This window comes from Nocardia sp. NPDC051911, assembly GCF_040681035.1.
GTDB classification, from domain to species: domain Bacteria; phylum Actinomycetota; class Actinomycetes; order Mycobacteriales; family Mycobacteriaceae; genus Nocardia; species Nocardia sichangensis.
The window spans coordinates 14260-28728 of the sequence record NZ_JBFAXY010000024.1; the positions used below are offsets into that span (position 1 = coordinate 14260).

Here is a 14469-nt window from a genome sequence, read left to right on the forward strand (position 1 = left end):
ACGTCATTTCGTCAGTCCGAGCAGTGCGGCGGTGAGCCCGTAGTCGGGGCCGAAGTCCTGCATGTTCCCGGTGCGGCAGCCATCGGCCTTCATCTGGATGCGTTCGCAGAACAGGCTGACGATCTCACCCGACAGCGCGGTGCCGATCACCGCGTGCAACCGGACGTACTGGTGCTCGCGGTTGATGATGTTGTCGACGTTCTGCATGACCATCGGCGCCAGGTCGGCGACCTCGGTGAGGCCGCGAGCGTTGTCGCGCAGCTGCTGGGTCACGTTGGTCAGGCCGGTCATCGTGCCCTGCAACTGGTCCTGGTACTGCGTCAGCGTGGTGCTCGTGTTCCGCAGGAAGGCGAGCAACTGGTCGAGTGTGGCCTGCAAGCCGGGAGCCTGTTCGGCGAGCAGGCCGGTCATCTGGGTCACCCGGTTGCTGAAATCGCGCACCGACTGATCGTTGTCGGCCAGCATGGTGGTGAGGTCGTTCAGCTTGATGATGATGCTGGAGATCGCGTCCTTGTTGTCCACACCGACCTTCAGCGCGCTGGACAGCGCGTTGAGGGTGTCGCGGATCTTCTCGCCGTTGCCGTTGAGCATCGGGTACAGCACCCGGCCCGACAACGGGCCGAGGCCCTCCTGCCCCGGCTCCGGCTTCAACGCGGCGGCGAACTGATCAATGGTCTTGATCATCGTGTCCAGCTCGACCGGGGTCTTGGTGCGGGCCTTGGGCAGGTGCGAACCGTCGGACAAGGTCGCACCGCCGGTGTACACGGGGGTGAGTTCGATGTGCCGGTCGGTCACGATGGACGGCGAGATGATCGCGGCCATCGCGTCCTGCGGGATCTTCACGTCCTTGTCGAGGGACATGTGCACCTCGATCAGCGTGCCCTTGGGCACGATCTTGTCGACCTTGCCCACGTCGAGCCCGAGCACCGTGATCGGGTTGCCTTCGTAGATGCCCGCGATGTTGTCGAAGTCGGCGGTGATCCGCAGGGTGTTGCCCAACGCGTCGTTCACCGAACTCGGCAGCAGCGAGCAGCTGCCGACCGTCAGCGCGGCGGCGCTGATCAGGAGCGTCTTCGCGACGGTCCTCAGCGGAAAGCCCGTGCGGAATTTCATCCCTGGCACCCCTCGATAACTTGGGCGAAGCACAACCAGTTGTCCGGGAACAGCCACGGCAGGCCGACATCGCCGTACGGACCGCTGCCACCCCAGGAGTTGGCCAGGTAGCGCAGGGTCGGCGGCATGAGCGACAGCATCCGATCCAGGTTGTCCTTGTTCTTCTGCAGGCCCTCGGCCATGGTGTTCAGCTGCTGGATGGTCGGGCCGAGCTGATCGTTGTTCTCCGCGCCGATCGCCTCCAGCTGCTTGGTCAGCGCCGCGACGTTGTCCAGCAGTTGGCGCAGCAGCGCCTGGCGCTCCATCACCCGGTTGGCGATGGCCTCGCCCTGGGTGATCACCAGCAGGATGCTGTTGCGGTTGTCGGCGAGGATCCTTGTGACCCGATCCAGATCCTTGAGCAGGGCGTCCACTTCGGTCTTGCGGCTGTCGATGACCTTGGCCAGCGCGCCGACGCTGTCCAGCGCCTGGGCGGTGAGCTGGGGCGAGCCGTTCATCTGCTCGTTGATCAGGTTCAGCGAATCGGCCAGCTTCTTGGTGTCGAGCGCCTCGAACTTCGGGGTGCCGACCTGCACCACGTCGGCCAGGTTGTACGGAACCGTGGTGTTGGACACCGGGATCCGCTTGCCCTTCAGACCCGAGCCGTCGCCCGGCTCGAGGTCGACGTACCTGGCGCCGAGCAGCGTAGCCATCTTGATCGAGGCACGCGCGTCGGGGCCGAGTTTCACGTCGTCGCTGACGCTCAACGTGAGCAGCACGTGACTGCCCTCTAGTTCGGCGCCGACCACCCGGCCCGAGGACACCCCGGCGATGTTCACCTTGTCGCCGACCCTGATGCCCGCGGCCTGCACGAACTCGGCCTTGATCGACTGCTCGCCGACGCCGATCAGCTTGTAGACGCTGGACACCAGCAGCAGCACCACGATGAGGGCGCCGCCGATGATGCCCAACCAGAAGTACCGGTTGCTCTCGAACCTGGACCTGAGCTTCGTCATCATGGGCGGCACACCGCCGAGTGCGAGGTGCCACCGATCTGGGAGAACAGGCCGCGGGGGAACAGGACGCCGTAGAGCGACACGTCCAGGCCGCACAGGTAGGCGTTGGCGTAGCCGCCCTCCGAGGTGTGCCTGCCCGCCGCCGACAGGACGTTCGGCAGGTCGATCGCGGCTTGGTCGAGCTTGGCGCCGTTGTCGAGCAGTAGCGTCAGCGCCGCGCTGGTGGAGTTCTGCGCCGTGCGCAGACTCGGCTGGACCCGGTCGAGCATGCCGACCACCGATGTGGTCGCGCTCGCGATCTGCTCGGTCGAGGCGAGCAACGACTGTCCCTGTTCGTACAGCCCGCCGATCAAGGCCCGGGTCTGGGTCACCAGGGTCTCCAATTCATCACCTCGTTTCGCCAACCCGGACATAACGCCCGACAGGTTGGTGATCACATCGGACAGGATCGCGTCCCTGCGCTGGAAGTCGGTGGCCAGCTGGGCGGCCTGGACGATGAACGCGCTCAGCGAGACGCCGTCACCTTGCAATGCCTGGATGAAGGTTTCCGACAGCCGGTTGACCTGTTCGGGCTGCAACACCTGGAACAGCGGCTGGAACCCGTTCAACAGACCCGACACGTCGAACGACGGCTCGGTGCGGTCGATCGGGATGGAACCGTTGTTCTTCAGCGGCGCGGGGTTCGACCCCTTGCCGGGGGCCAGCGCCACGTACCGCTGACCGATCAGATTCTGGTAGCGGACCAGCGCTTTGGTGTCGTTGTAGATCGTCTGGTCGCGCTGCACCACGAAGGTGACCTTGGCGACCGACTTCTTCAGATTCCCGTCGCGGCCGAGCTCGATCTTCTCGACCTTGCCGACCCGAACGCCCGCCATGCGGACGTCGTCGCCCTCGTGCAGGCCGAGCACATCGGAGAACGTGGCGGAGTAGGTGTAGGTGTCGCCGCTGACGATGCGCGCCAGCGTGTTCCACACCACCACCGTCACCAGGATCGACACGATGGCGAAGATGCTGAATCCGATCAGCGGTTTGCGAATGCTCATCGTGCGGCACCGTTGTCGGCCACCTGCATGGTTCCGCCCTTCAGAATCGTGCTCAGCAGCAGGTATTCGGCGGTGGTCGGCGTGCGGCCGAGCAGCGCGGTGATCGCCGAGTCACCCCGGTAGGAGATCGGCGCCGCCGACGGCGTGCCCCCCGGCGCGGCGGCCGGAGCCGCGGGCGCTGGAGCCGCGGCGGGCGGGAGCAGGCCCGGGGGCAGCATGGGGAACAGACCCTCGAGCGGGGTGCCCGCGAACGGAGCGGGAGCGCCGCCGGTCGGGGCGGCCGCGGTGGCGCGGTTCGGATCCGGGGTGGTGACGCCGGGAATCAGCGGCAGACCGGGCATCGGCACCACCGGAGGAAGCCCGGCGGCCGAGGCGAGCGCGCGCGGCTTCAGCTGCTCCGGCAGCTCGCCGACATCGGCGACAGCGGGGGCGGTGTAGCAGCTCGGTCCGACCATCTCGCCGTAGCGCGGGCAGTCGGCCACGGTGTAGGGCCGATACGGGGTGAGCGTGATGCCCGCGTCCCAGACCTGCTGCTTCTGCGGACCCCAGGTGAACGTTGTGTCCATCCGGCGCATGGTCTCGCTGAGGTTCAGCAGGCTCCTGGTGATCGCGTCGGGGTCCGCGGCGAGGGCGCCGAACATGTCGTTCGTGCCCGCGGTGACCTCGATACCCACGTTCGGGTTACGCGCGAACAGGTCGTTCACCGTGTCGATGGTTCCGCTGGTGCCGGTGATCAGCGAGACCAGCTCGCTGCGCCGGTCGGCAATGGTGCGTGCGGTCTGCACCGAGCTGCCGAGCACGTCGACCAGCTCGGGCGCGGACTGGTTGAGCGCGTGGAACGACGCGGAGAAGTCGCCGAGCAGCACACCGAGATCGGGAATCGACTCGTCGACGGCCAGCAGCCAGCGGTCCAGCCGCTCGACGGTGGAGCCGGGCATCCGGCCGCTGCCGTCGAGAGCCTGCGACAGGGTGCCCAGCACCCGGCCGAACTGCACCGGATCGATCTTGTCGAGGATGTTGCGGACCGTGGTGAGCGTGTCCTGCAGCGCGATGGTGCCCTTGCTGCGGTCTTCCTCGATGACCGAGCCCTCGTGCAGGTACTGGTCGGCCGGACCGTTGAAGACGAGTTCCACGGAGGTGACGGCGAACAGGTTGCTCGGCACCACGCGAGCGGTCACGTTGGACGGGATGTCGCCGGCGAACTCCGGCTTCATCTCGATCCGCACCTGCTGCAGCTCGCCCTTGGCCGCCACGTCGACCGTCTTCACCGCGCCGACGAGCACGCCGCGGAACTTGACGTCGGCCTGCTCGGGCAGACCGTCACCCGTGGTGGTCAGGTTCGCGGTGACGTTGACCTTCTCCTGGAAGTAGCCCTTGTAGCGCAGCATCAGGAAGCCGAGCACCAGCGCGAACACGACCAGACCGCACACGCCTGCGATGAGCAGCTGCCGCATCGTGGGCCCGCGCCCACTGGGATCGATGATCATCTGGTGTCTACCCCGAGATCCGGATGCCGGGGTTGACGCCCCAGATCGCCAATGTCATGAACAGGTTCGCGAAAACGACCGCGATGATGCACATCTTGATCGCGCGGCCCGCGGCCACGCCGACGCCCTCGGGGCCACCGGAGGCGAAGAAGCCGTAGTAGCACTGGATGAACGTGGTGATCGCGACGAACAGGATCGCCTTGATCAGCGAATAGATGACGTCGGTCGGGACGAGGAACTGGTAGAAGTAGTGCTGGTAGGTGCCGGTGGCGGTGCCGCCGATCAGCTGCACCGTCAGCGAGCAGGAGACGTAGGCCATCGTGAGGCCGAGGCAATAGAGCGGGATGATGGCCACCATCGACGCGAACATCCTGGTGCTGATCAGATACGGCAGCGGCCGGATGGCGATGGACTCCAGCGCGTCGATCTCCTCGGAGATGCGCATGGCGCCGAGCTGCGCGGTGAACCGGCAGCCCGCCTGAGCGGCGAAGGCCAGCGTGGCGAGCAGCGGGCCGAGTTCGCGAGTCGTCGCGAACGCCGAGATCGCACCCGTGATCGGACTCAGGCCGAGCAGGTTCAGCGAGTTGTAACCCTGGATGCCGACGGTCATGCCGCCGAACGCACTCAGAATGACGACGACGCCGATGGTGCCGCCGCCGACGACGAGGTTGCCGTTGCCCCAGGTGACATCCGAAAGCAGGCGCCACACTTCCTTGGGGTAGTGCCGCAGCGCCAGCGGGATCGAGCCGATCGAACGCAACAGGAAGAACACCTGGTGGCCGAGCCTGGCGAGCAGATCGACCGGAGCCTGCGCGGATTTCCGGAACGCCTGGAGAGGCCGCAGCAGCGGCGGTACATAGGTTGATGACACCGGCTCAGACCACCTGTGACGGGAATAGTGCGTTGTAAACCTGGGTGATGATGAGGTTCACCCCGAACAGCATGATGGCGGAGCTCACCACGGCGGAATTCACCGAGTTCGCGACACCGCCGGGACCGCCCCGGGTGTTCAATCCGGTGTCGCAGGCGATGATTGCCGCCAGCAGACCGAAAATCAGCGATTTCGCCAGAGCGACAAGCAGATCGGTGGTAACCGCGAACGAAGAGAAGGTGCCGACGTAGGAACCCGGCGTACCGTTCTGCGCGAAGATATTGAAGATGTAGCCGGTCAAGAAGCCGACGAAGACGACGAAGCCGCACAGCAGCACGCTCACCAGCATCGCCGCGCCCAGACGCGGAGCGACCAGCCTGCGCATCGGATCGACGCCCATCACCTTCATGGCGTCGATCTCCTCGCGGATGGTGCGCGAGCCGAGATCGGCGCAGACCGCGGAGCCGACGGCGCCCGCGATCATCAGCGAGGTGACCAGCGGAGCGCCCTGCTGGATGATGCCGAGGCCGTTGGCCGCGCCGATGAACGAGGTGGCGCCGACCTGCCCGGCGACCGAGCCGACCTGAATCGAGACGATGACGCCGATCGGGATGGCGACCAGCAGCGTGGGCGCCGCGGAGACGCTGGCCATGAACGCGCACTGCCGGACGAACTCAGCGAAAGGGAAGCGCCTGCGGAAAATCGAGACGAACAGTTCGGCGACAGCGGCGAAGCCCATCGTGATCTGTCTGCCGAAGGTCTCCAGCGAACGCTTGGGATGATCTTGCCAGTAAGACCTCGTCCAATCGACCGCACCACTGAACCGTGACCCTGATGGTGGACTCTCGGTCGACTGCACTGGCTAATCCTCCTCGACGCCGGTTGGTAGCCCCGGCGACTCGTTTGCTTGACGCACCTTACTACGGAGTAGTGCAGAACACACCATCCACTTGTGATCGCAGTCATAGATGTTCCTCACCGTTGCCGGAAAGCAATGGTTAGGGCGCGGAACATTGGGAACCACACCAAAGTTGACCAGCCGAGCTCTGGCACAAGCTACAGCCGAGCTGCGGGAATGCCCGATCGCTTCCGGTCATTCGGCGAATTACTTTGGATAATTCTCATCGAAAATCGGATTTGTTTCCGGAGACCAACGCGACGCCTCCTTACTATCATCGAGGCACGAACGGCCACGCGATTTTCACAATTGCGATAGCGAATCGCTATTGGGCTCGTAAGATACATTTGATCACAGTTGTATGAAATAGGATTGAAGCCCCGAGCAGTGGGGACAACCCCGTAGTGGTGACGCGCCCGAGACCGATTACTGACACGATGGGTGCGACAGATTGATATCGTGCGGGCTTCCGACGTCTGGAGGGACATGTTCAGCAAACTCGCCAAGGTGGCCAACGCCGCCTTCGCCGTCGCCCTGGGCGCGGCGCTGCTCGGCACGGGCGCAGGGGCCGCTAACGCCGACCCGGGCCCGCCGGTGTTGGGCGGTGGATCCGGCATCATCATCGACAACCAGTTCGAGTGCACGGTCACGACGGTCGGCCACGACAACGCGGGCCGTCTGGTCGGCCTGACCGCAGGTCACTGCGGCGACCCTGGCGCACAGGTCTACGCCGAATCCGATCGGGGCTCTGGCGTGATCGGCCGGTTCGCCTACTCCAACCACGATCTCGACTACGCCGTCATCCAGTTCGATCCGGGCAAGATCACCCCGGTGAACCGGGTCGGCAACGTCACTATCACCGGAGTCGGTGCGCCTGCCAGCTTCCCGCAGATCGTCTGCAAGGAAGGGCGCACGACCGGCAACACCTGTGGTCTCGCCTGGGGTGACGTCTTCCGGACGAACGTCGAGACCTGGAGCCAGATGTGCGTGGTCGAAGGCGACTCCGGTGCGCCGGTCGTCGTCGGTACGACGCTGGTCGGCATGGTGAACGCTTACCTGGCCATCGCCTGCTTCGGTCCTGAGGTCGGGACCAACATGAGCGCGATCATGGCCGACATCAACGGACGCGGCGGTGTCGGGGCGGGTTACATCCCGATCTGATCGCCGGCGAATCCCGACGAGCGGCCCGAACGCGAGCGACGCGTTCGGGCCGCTCATTTTTCGCTGGGCGCCACCGCCGGACCCGCGACCGCGCACTGCGGCATGCAGTCGACGCTGTCCAGCGTGGGTGCGTGCCGCTCGGGACGCAGCAATACGGCGGCGAGCACCGCGCCGGTCACCAACAGCCCGGCGCTCAGCCACATCGCGGTGGCGAAGCCCTGGTCGAAGGCGGCGGGATCACCCAGCGCGCCCGAAATGCCCGCGAGTCCGGGCAGCGCCGCCACCGCGAGCAGTTGCGCGGTGCGCGCCACGGCGTTGTTCACGCCCGAGGCGATGCCCGCCTCGCTCGCTGGCACCGCGCCGAGCACCGCACCGGTGAGCGGCGCGACCAGCGCGGCGAGCCCCAGCCCGAAGACGAGAACACCGGGCAGTACATCGGTGAGATAGGTGGTGTCGGGCCCGATGCGCTGCAACAGCACCAGGCCCGCCGCCGCCAGCAGCGGTCCCGTGGTCATCGGGATGCGCGGTCCGTGCCGCTGCGCCCAGCGCCCGGCGGGAGCCGACAGCGCCAGCATGATCAACGTGATCGGCACGGTCGCGACGCCGGACATCAGCGGCGAGTACCCCGCCACCAGTTGCAGTTCCAGCACCAACAGGAAGAACACGCCACCGAGGGCGGCGTAGACCGCGAGCGTCACAAGGTTCGCCGCGGTGAACACCCGCGAGCGGAACAGCGAGGGCGGCACCAGCGGGTGGTCGCTACGCAGTTCGATCACGACGAACGCCAGCAGCAGCGCGACGCCTGCCACGACGAGGACGGGCATCTTGTCGATCAGTCCGAGGGTCAGCGCACCGAGCGCCAGCGCCACCACCAATGCGCCGGGCACGTCGAGTTCGGGGGCGGCGTCGGGATCGTGGCTCTCTGGCACATGCCGCAACGCGACCAGCACGACCACGAGGGTCAGCGGAACGTTGAGGAAGAAGATGGAGCGCCAGCCCGCGATGTCGATGAGCCAGCCGCCGAGGAACGGGCCGAGCGCGCCCGCCACACCGCCGAAGCCGGACCACAGGCCGATCGCCGCGCCTTGATCTCGGCGATCGATGGACGAGGAGATCAGAGCCAGGCTGCCCGGTGTGAGCATCGCGCCCGCGACGCCCTGCAGGATCCGGGCCGCGACCAGCAACTCGATGGTCGTCGCGACGCCGCACAGCACCGAGGCGACCGCGAAAGCCACGGTGCCCCAGACGAACACCCGGCGACGGCCGAGCTTGTCGCCGAGCGACCCGCCGAGCAGGATGAACGACGCGAGGGTCAGGGTGTAGCCGTTCAACGTCCATTGCAGCCCGGCGACGTCCGTGTCCAGCGATTCCCCGATCCGCGGCAGCGCGATGTTGACGACCGTCGCGTCGAGCGAGGCGACCGACGATCCGAGGATGGTGGCCAGCAGGATCCAACGACCGGTGCCCGACCGCAGCCGCGGTAGCTCGGTGGTGCTCACCTACCCCAACCTAGTGGCAGGCAGGCGTTGGGAAGTCCGGGTCAGAGTTCCTGGACGCAGATGACGAAACGGCGCTTGTCGTAGACGTATCCGGTGCCGCTGCCGCAGACGTTCACGTCATCGGCGCTGTCCACGCGCTTGACCACCTTCACGCCCTTCACCGGGGAGGAACCGGTGCAGTCGATGCGCTTGGGGTCGTCACCGCCGACGTCCATGCAGCCGCCGACCACCCAGTCGATGTCCAGGCACAGCGCGCCCTGCTCGATGCCGTTGACGGTCTCGGCGTAGTAGTTGTCGGCGTCGCTGCTGCACTGCGAGCTCTTCGCCGCCTTCGCGATCACCTTGTAGTTCGACTCGCGGCTGCCGCACGACGCCTTCTCGATGGTGGCGTTGGTGGTGGTGCCGCCGAGCTTCACGCAGTCGCCGATGCTCGCGTCGAAATCGGTGTTTCCGCTCGGCTTGCTCGGCGTCGGCTTGCTGGTGCTCGGCGTCGGCCTGCCCGAGGACGGCTTCGGCGTGTTGGTCACCGACACCGCGTCGATCGTCCCGTCCACGGCAGGCTGGGCGGTACCGCTGATCGTGGAAGTGCAGCCGACCAGCGACAATCCGGCCGCGACGGCCAATCCGGCGAAAGCGAGACGACCCCAGGTCAGTTGACGAGACACGTACAGTCCTCCCGAGCTGTAACGCCGGCGAACTCACGCCCCCGTGATCCGAAGTTGCCATGCTGCGCTTGAAATACCACGCCATGAATACACCATCGACCGAGCGCACGTCGAGCCGGAGCCGGAAACGAACCGCCGCCAAGAGCTCTGGGTATGGTGGGTTTTCTGGTGCGAGAGGAGTCCCCGGTGAAGCTGATCAGCGCAATCGCGTGTTCCACCGCCGCGATCGGAGGCTCCCTCTTCGTTCCGGGTATGGCTGCCGCCACCGATGTGCACTGCCGATCCGAGCACGGAACCGATGTCACCCTCATCGATGGGGAGACGGCCTGCCGCGCGGCGACCGATAGCTACGGCCAGGCCCGTGCCACCGGGATCGACGGTGTGGGCTACGCCAACGCGACCTCGGGCGCGACGGCCATCGGGATCGGCGCTGCGGGAGGCGTCGGTGCGAGCGAGGGCGCGGGCGGGGTCCCCGTCGCACTCGGTCTCGGCCCGGACGCCGTCGCCATGACCTCGACCACGGAACCGGGCATGCGGACGTTCGCGATCTCGATCGCGTTGGAAGGGTCGCGAGCGGGGGTGGAGACCGCCGAACAAACGGTCGTCTGTCTGGGCGCGGCGGCCTTCGCGTGGAATGCCGACAGCGGCGACGCGTGCCTCGCCACGCCTTTTGGGCTCTGGCGCACCCATGGAACGGGTTACCCTGGTTGACCAGCCCGGCTAACGGCGGTCAGGAGGTGACCCCATGGTTTCGGCAATGGCGGCGGACGACTTCGAACCCGCCGATTCGGCCAGCGGAAAGCTGGCGGCACCGCATGAAATGCTGGTCGATCCGCGTTTCATCCGGCTGGCAGATCAGTTCTTCGGCCTGTTCGCTCAGCCTGCGCGCGGTGGCGGGGCGCTCGCGGTCTACCTCGACGGCAAGCCGGTGGTCGATATCTGGGCAGGCTGGGCGGGCAAGGAGCGGCGCTGGAACGGCGATACCGTCGCGCTGACCTTCTCCACGGGTAAGGGCGTGGCCTCGACGGTCGTCCACCGCCTGGCCGAACGGGGTCTGATCGACTACGACATTCCGATGGCCGAGTACTGGCCGGAGTTCGCCGCGCACGGTAAAGACGACATCACCGTCCGTGACGTGCTCTGCCACCGCGCCGGCTTGCACCGGGTGCGCGGCCTGGTTCCCGGCCGCGAAGGCATCCTGCACTACGACGCCGTGGTCCGCGCCCTGGCCGAGAGTCCGGCGGACCCCCGGCGCATCCGTACCTCTGGCTATCACGCGATCACCTTCGGCTGGCTGGTCGCCGAACTCGTGCAACGGGCGACGGGCACACCGTTCACCGAGGTGTTGCGCACCGAGATCGCCGAGCCGCTCGGCATGGACGAGTACTGGTTCCGCGTCCCGGAATCCGAACGGCACCGGATCGCCAAGATCTACCGCCACCTCGGACCGCCGGGAATCCGCTGGAACACCGCCTCCTCCGTACTGTCCTGGGTGCGGCCGGTGCGCGGCCTGGCCGAGGCGGGCATGCCGGAAAGCTTCGACGAACTGGTCCACGACCCCCGGGTGCACGACGCGGTGATGCCGGGCTGGAATGGCGTGTTCTCCGCGCGCGCACTGGCGCGTATGTACGGCGCGTTGGCCAACGGCGGCGTGGTCTACGCAGCCAATGCGGACCGGAAGCCGCCCGGGGTCGGCGCCGAGCAGACCGTGCGGTTCCTGGATCCGCGGACGATCGAGACGATCGGGCAGGTGCAGCCCACCCAGAGCCGGGACTACGTACTCGGTGTGCCGATTCATTTCACACTCGGTTACCACCGCCCGGTACTGATGTCCAAGCAGCAGCCGAGGCACGCGTTCGGCCATTACGGCGTCGGCGGGTCCGGCGCGTACGCCGATCCGGATCTCCGCATGTCGATCGCGTTCGTCACCAACGGGCTCGGCAGCATGGTGACCGCGCTCGGCGACGCCAGGCTGGCGCGGCTGGCGGCGACGGCGCAGGGCACGGTGCGCAAGCACAAGCAGGCCGCGGGCTAGCTTCGAACCGCTCCGGTCGCGGCCTCGTGTTTCTCGGTATGGACGTGAGCACACCACGAACCGAGGCGGGTGCCTGCCGGGCGGGACCGCGTGCGCCGCGCGCGACCGTGCTGCACGCCCTGGCCGCGGGCAGCGATTTCGATCGGTACTTCCGCTGGCGCAGGGCGCGGGAAGGCGACCCGTTCTACGTTCGATTTCCCGGCTTCGGCGCGGTGCTGTTCACCGGGACGGCCGCCGGCGCCCGCGAGTTGTTCCGCTCGCCGGTGATGTTCTCCGAGCCGCCGCGTCCGAATCCGATCGAACCGATGGTCGGCGCCGCGTCGCTGATCCTGGCTTCGGGCGAGCGCCATCGCCGCGACCGCGCCCTGCTCACCCCCGCCTTTCACAGTGCCCGGATACGGGAGTACGGCGCGTTGATCCAGGAAGCCACCGTACGGGAGCTGGCCGGAGAGAGCGGTCAGAAGTGGGCGGCGGGTACGCGTATCGATGCGCGGGCGGCGGCGCGAGCCCTCACGCTCCGGGTGATCACGACGGTGGTGTTCGGTGCACGCGACCCGCGGCGGCAAGCGGAGTACACCACCGCGGTGACGGACTTCATCACCGCGTTCTCCGGGCCGTTGCTGCTGTTGCCCACGCTGCGCCGCGGACTGCACGGGCACGGGCCGTGGGATCGGTTCCGCGCCGCACGGGAGCGACTGGATCGGTTGATCCGAGCCGACATCGCACACCGGCGTCAGCATCCCGCCACACCATCCGCCGACGTACTCGACATGTTGCTGTCCGCTTATCCCGACGACGCCGATGACGAGTTGTGCGAGCAGATACGCACCTTGCTGGTTGCCGGGCACGAGACCACCGCGACCTCCCTGGTCTGGGCACTGTTCCGGTTGCACCGCGCACCCGAGGCACTGGCCCGCCTGCGGCGCGAGCTCGACGACGCCGGTCGGGAGGCCGGTCCGGCGGAGCTGGCCGCACTGCCCTACCTCGATGCCGTCTGCCAGGAGACCCTGCGGCTGCACCCGCCGGTACCGATCGTCCTGCGCCGGCTGACCGAACCGTTCGCGCTGCGCGGCGTCACGCTCGCACCGGGCGAGACGATGGGGATAGCGGTGCCATTGCTGCACTCCGATCCCGAGGTGTGGACCGACCCGGGGCGCTTCGACCCGTCCCGCTTCGTCGACCGCCGCTACCGGCCGTTCGAGTTCGCGCCGTTCGGCGGCGGCCATCGGCGCTGCATCGGCGCGACCCTCGCGGACTACGAGTTGCGGATCGCGCTGGCCACCATCCTGGCGCGGGTAAGCCTGTGGCTCGCCCCGCGGTATGCGCGCGGAAGCGTCCCGCTCTCGGTGCCGCACAATATCGCGACCGGTCCGCGTCGCCCGATTTTGTTCGACGTGGTCAGTGAGCTTCGTCACTAATAAGTTTGCTGTGAACCGTCTTTCGCGAATCGAGCGACCGCGCTCCGAGGTTGTCCGATCCGTCGTGACCGGCACATTTGCCCGCTTCGATACCCAATCAGAGCGTTTGTGACCTATGCCACAACAAGCACTGGTGCTGCATCAATCTGAAACGCGGGTGGATACGACGCGCGTCCGGACGGTAGGAATGGACGACGGGTCGGGCCGTCGATACCAGTGGGGCGCTCTTCTGGCTCCGCGCTGAAATGAAGAAATCTCGCTACGCGCGCGTTCGCGTGCGCGCGAGAGATGGAATGGACGAGAAACCTATGCATGCCGCTTTGCACACCGGGTCGTCGCCTGCTCCCCGCAAGGGAGCGCGGCTAGCCCGCCGGATGCGCGAGGGCGTCCTGCTGTCGGCCGCGATCGCGGCAGCCGGTGTTCTGCTCGTCGCGCCCGCTCAGGCCGAACCGCTTCCTCCGGGGATCGGCACCGGCTCGGCCGCCGCCGCCACCGAGCCCGAGCCGCAGGCGAACTTCGCTCCGCCCTCGATCAACATCGCCGACGGCGAGGTCGTCGGCGTCGCGCAGCCGATCATCATCACCTTCAAGGAACCGGTGGCCGATCACGCCGCCGCCGAGAAGGCCATCAAGATCACCGCCTCGAAGTCAGCGCCGGGACACTTCTACTGGCGCGGCGACAAGCAGGTGCGCTGGCGGCCGGACGAGTTCTGGCCGGACAACACCGACGTGCAGGTGCAGGCGGGCGGCACCACCAGCTCGTTCCGCATCGGCGACGCCTTCGTGACCACCGCCGACGACGAGACGCACACCATCACCATCACCCGCAACGGCGAGGTGGTGAAGGAGATGCCCACCTCGATGGGCAAGCCCAAGCACGAGACGCCGAACGGCACCTACATCGTCGGCGAGCAGCTGCGCAAGATGACCATGGACTCGTCGACCTACGGCGTTCCGGTCACCGACCCCGAGGGCTACAAGCTCGAGGTCGAGTACGCGACCCGCATCTCCAACAGCGGCATCTTCGTGCACGCCGCGCCGTGGTCGGTCGCCCAGCAGGGCGTCTCCAACGCCAGCCACGGCTGCCTGAACGTCAGCACCGAGGACGCCAAGTGGTTCTTCGAGAACGCGCGCCGCGGCGACCCGGTGATCGTGCAGAACACCCAGGGCGGCACGCTCAGCGCAAGTGACGGCCTGGGGGACTGGAACTAAGTTGCGGTAACCCCGCAGCGGCGCGAAGCCGAACATTACGATCAATTGCTCGAAGTAGCCGATCGTAGTGTTC

General features: G+C 67.0%; 13 protein-coding genes. 5 read left to right on the forward strand and 8 right to left on the reverse strand.

Features of this window, described 5'->3' with window-relative positions:
• Nucleotides 1-3: 3 nt before the first annotated feature.
• From AB0L97_RS26220 to AB0L97_RS26245, 6 genes are read right to left on the reverse strand one after another with little or no spacing between them, the layout of a single operon-like run.
• Complete coding sequence (locus tag AB0L97_RS26220) at nt 4-1113, reverse strand: MlaD family protein (protein WP_364434289.1); 1110 nt, start codon at nt 1111-1113, stop codon at nt 4-6.
• A complete protein-coding gene (locus AB0L97_RS26225; RefSeq protein WP_355078975.1) occupies nt 1110-2108 on the reverse strand; it encodes an MCE family protein in 999 nt (332 codons plus the stop codon). Before AB0L97_RS26225 ends, AB0L97_RS26220 begins: the two co-directional genes overlap by 4 nt.
• Nucleotides 2108-3151, reverse strand: a complete 1044-nt coding sequence (locus AB0L97_RS26230) for an MCE family protein (protein ID WP_355078861.1) — start codon at nt 3149-3151, stop codon at nt 2108-2110. Before AB0L97_RS26230 ends, AB0L97_RS26225 begins: the two co-directional genes overlap by 1 nt.
• Complete coding sequence (locus AB0L97_RS26235) at nt 3148-4638, reverse strand: MCE family protein (RefSeq protein ID WP_356963195.1); 1491 nt, start codon at nt 4636-4638, stop codon at nt 3148-3150. Before AB0L97_RS26235 ends, AB0L97_RS26230 begins: the two co-directional genes overlap by 4 nt.
• A 7-nt stretch (nt 4639-4645) precedes the next feature.
• A complete protein-coding gene (locus AB0L97_RS26240) occupies nt 4646-5509 on the reverse strand; it encodes an ABC transporter permease (protein ID WP_355078859.1) in 864 nt (287 codons plus the stop codon).
• Nucleotides 5510-5513: 4 nt separating this feature from the next.
• On the reverse strand, nt 5514-6368 hold the full coding sequence (locus AB0L97_RS26245; protein ID WP_355078858.1) for an ABC transporter permease: 855 nt from the start codon (nt 6366-6368) through the stop codon (nt 5514-5516).
• Between the two features lie 525 nt (nt 6369-6893).
• Between AB0L97_RS26245 and AB0L97_RS26250 the strand changes: the two genes are divergently transcribed.
• Nucleotides 6894-7568: a S1 family peptidase gene (locus AB0L97_RS26250; protein ID WP_356963199.1), complete on the forward strand. Its 675-nt coding sequence runs from the start codon at nt 6894-6896 to the stop codon at nt 7566-7568.
• Between the two features lie 53 nt (nt 7569-7621).
• Here the strand turns inward: AB0L97_RS26250 and AB0L97_RS26255 are convergent, their stop codons facing one another.
• Entirely contained in the window at nt 7622-9067 is a 1446-nt protein-coding gene (locus AB0L97_RS26255) for an MFS transporter (RefSeq protein WP_355078856.1), read from the reverse strand.
• 41 nt (nt 9068-9108) lie between these two features.
• Nucleotides 9109-9732 carry a hypothetical protein gene (locus AB0L97_RS26260; protein WP_356963201.1) on the reverse strand — a complete coding sequence of 208 codons (624 nt, stop codon included), beginning with the start codon at nt 9730-9732 and terminating at the stop codon, nt 9109-9111.
• 186 nt (nt 9733-9918) lie between these two features.
• Between AB0L97_RS26260 and AB0L97_RS26265 the strand changes: the two genes are divergently transcribed.
• The 4 genes from AB0L97_RS26265 to AB0L97_RS26280 all read left to right on the forward strand — a co-directional run bounded on the left by AB0L97_RS26265 (nt 9919) and on the right by AB0L97_RS26280 (nt 14396).
• Nucleotides 9919-10443 carry a DUF6764 family protein gene (locus AB0L97_RS26265; protein ID WP_355078854.1) on the forward strand — a complete coding sequence of 175 codons (525 nt, stop codon included), beginning with the start codon at nt 9919-9921 and terminating at the stop codon, nt 10441-10443.
• A gap of 109 nt (nt 10444-10552) precedes the next feature.
• Entirely contained in the window at nt 10553-11767 is a 1215-nt protein-coding gene (locus AB0L97_RS26270) for a serine hydrolase domain-containing protein (RefSeq protein WP_364434513.1), read from the forward strand.
• A 44-nt stretch (nt 11768-11811) separates the two neighbouring features.
• Entirely contained in the window at nt 11812-13185 is a 1374-nt protein-coding gene (locus AB0L97_RS26275; protein ID WP_364434301.1) for a cytochrome P450, read from the forward strand.
• 374 nt (nt 13186-13559) lie between these two features.
• Nucleotides 13560-14396 carry a L,D-transpeptidase gene (locus AB0L97_RS26280; protein WP_355078971.1) on the forward strand — a complete coding sequence of 279 codons (837 nt, stop codon included), beginning with the start codon at nt 13560-13562 and terminating at the stop codon, nt 14394-14396.
• Nucleotides 14397-14469: the final 73 nt, after the last annotated feature.

Bases quoted from the DNA above. Each gene is read 5' to 3' on its own strand.
- AB0L97_RS26220 (WP_364434289.1), bottom strand. From the start codon at position 1,113: ATGAAATTCCGCACGGGCTTTCCGCTGAGGACCGTCGCGAAGACGCTC.
- AB0L97_RS26270 (WP_364434513.1), top strand. From the start codon at position 10,553: ATGCTGGTCGATCCGCGTTTCATCCGGCTGGCAGATCAGTTCTTCGGC.
- AB0L97_RS26230 (WP_355078861.1), bottom strand. From the start codon at position 3,151: ATGAGCATTCGCAAACCGCTGATCGGATTCAGCATCTTCGCCATCGTG.
- AB0L97_RS26225 (WP_355078975.1), bottom strand. From the start codon at position 2,108: ATGACGAAGCTCAGGTCCAGGTTCGAGAGCAACCGGTACTTCTGGTTG.
- AB0L97_RS26235 (WP_356963195.1), bottom strand. From the start codon at position 4,638: ATGATCATCGATCCCAGTGGGCGCGGGCCCACGATGCGGCAGCTGCTC.
- AB0L97_RS26250 (WP_356963199.1), top strand. From the start codon at position 6,894: ATGTTCAGCAAACTCGCCAAGGTGGCCAACGCCGCCTTCGCCGTCGCC.
- AB0L97_RS26280 (WP_355078971.1), top strand. From the start codon at position 13,560: ATGCGCGAGGGCGTCCTGCTGTCGGCCGCGATCGCGGCAGCCGGTGTT.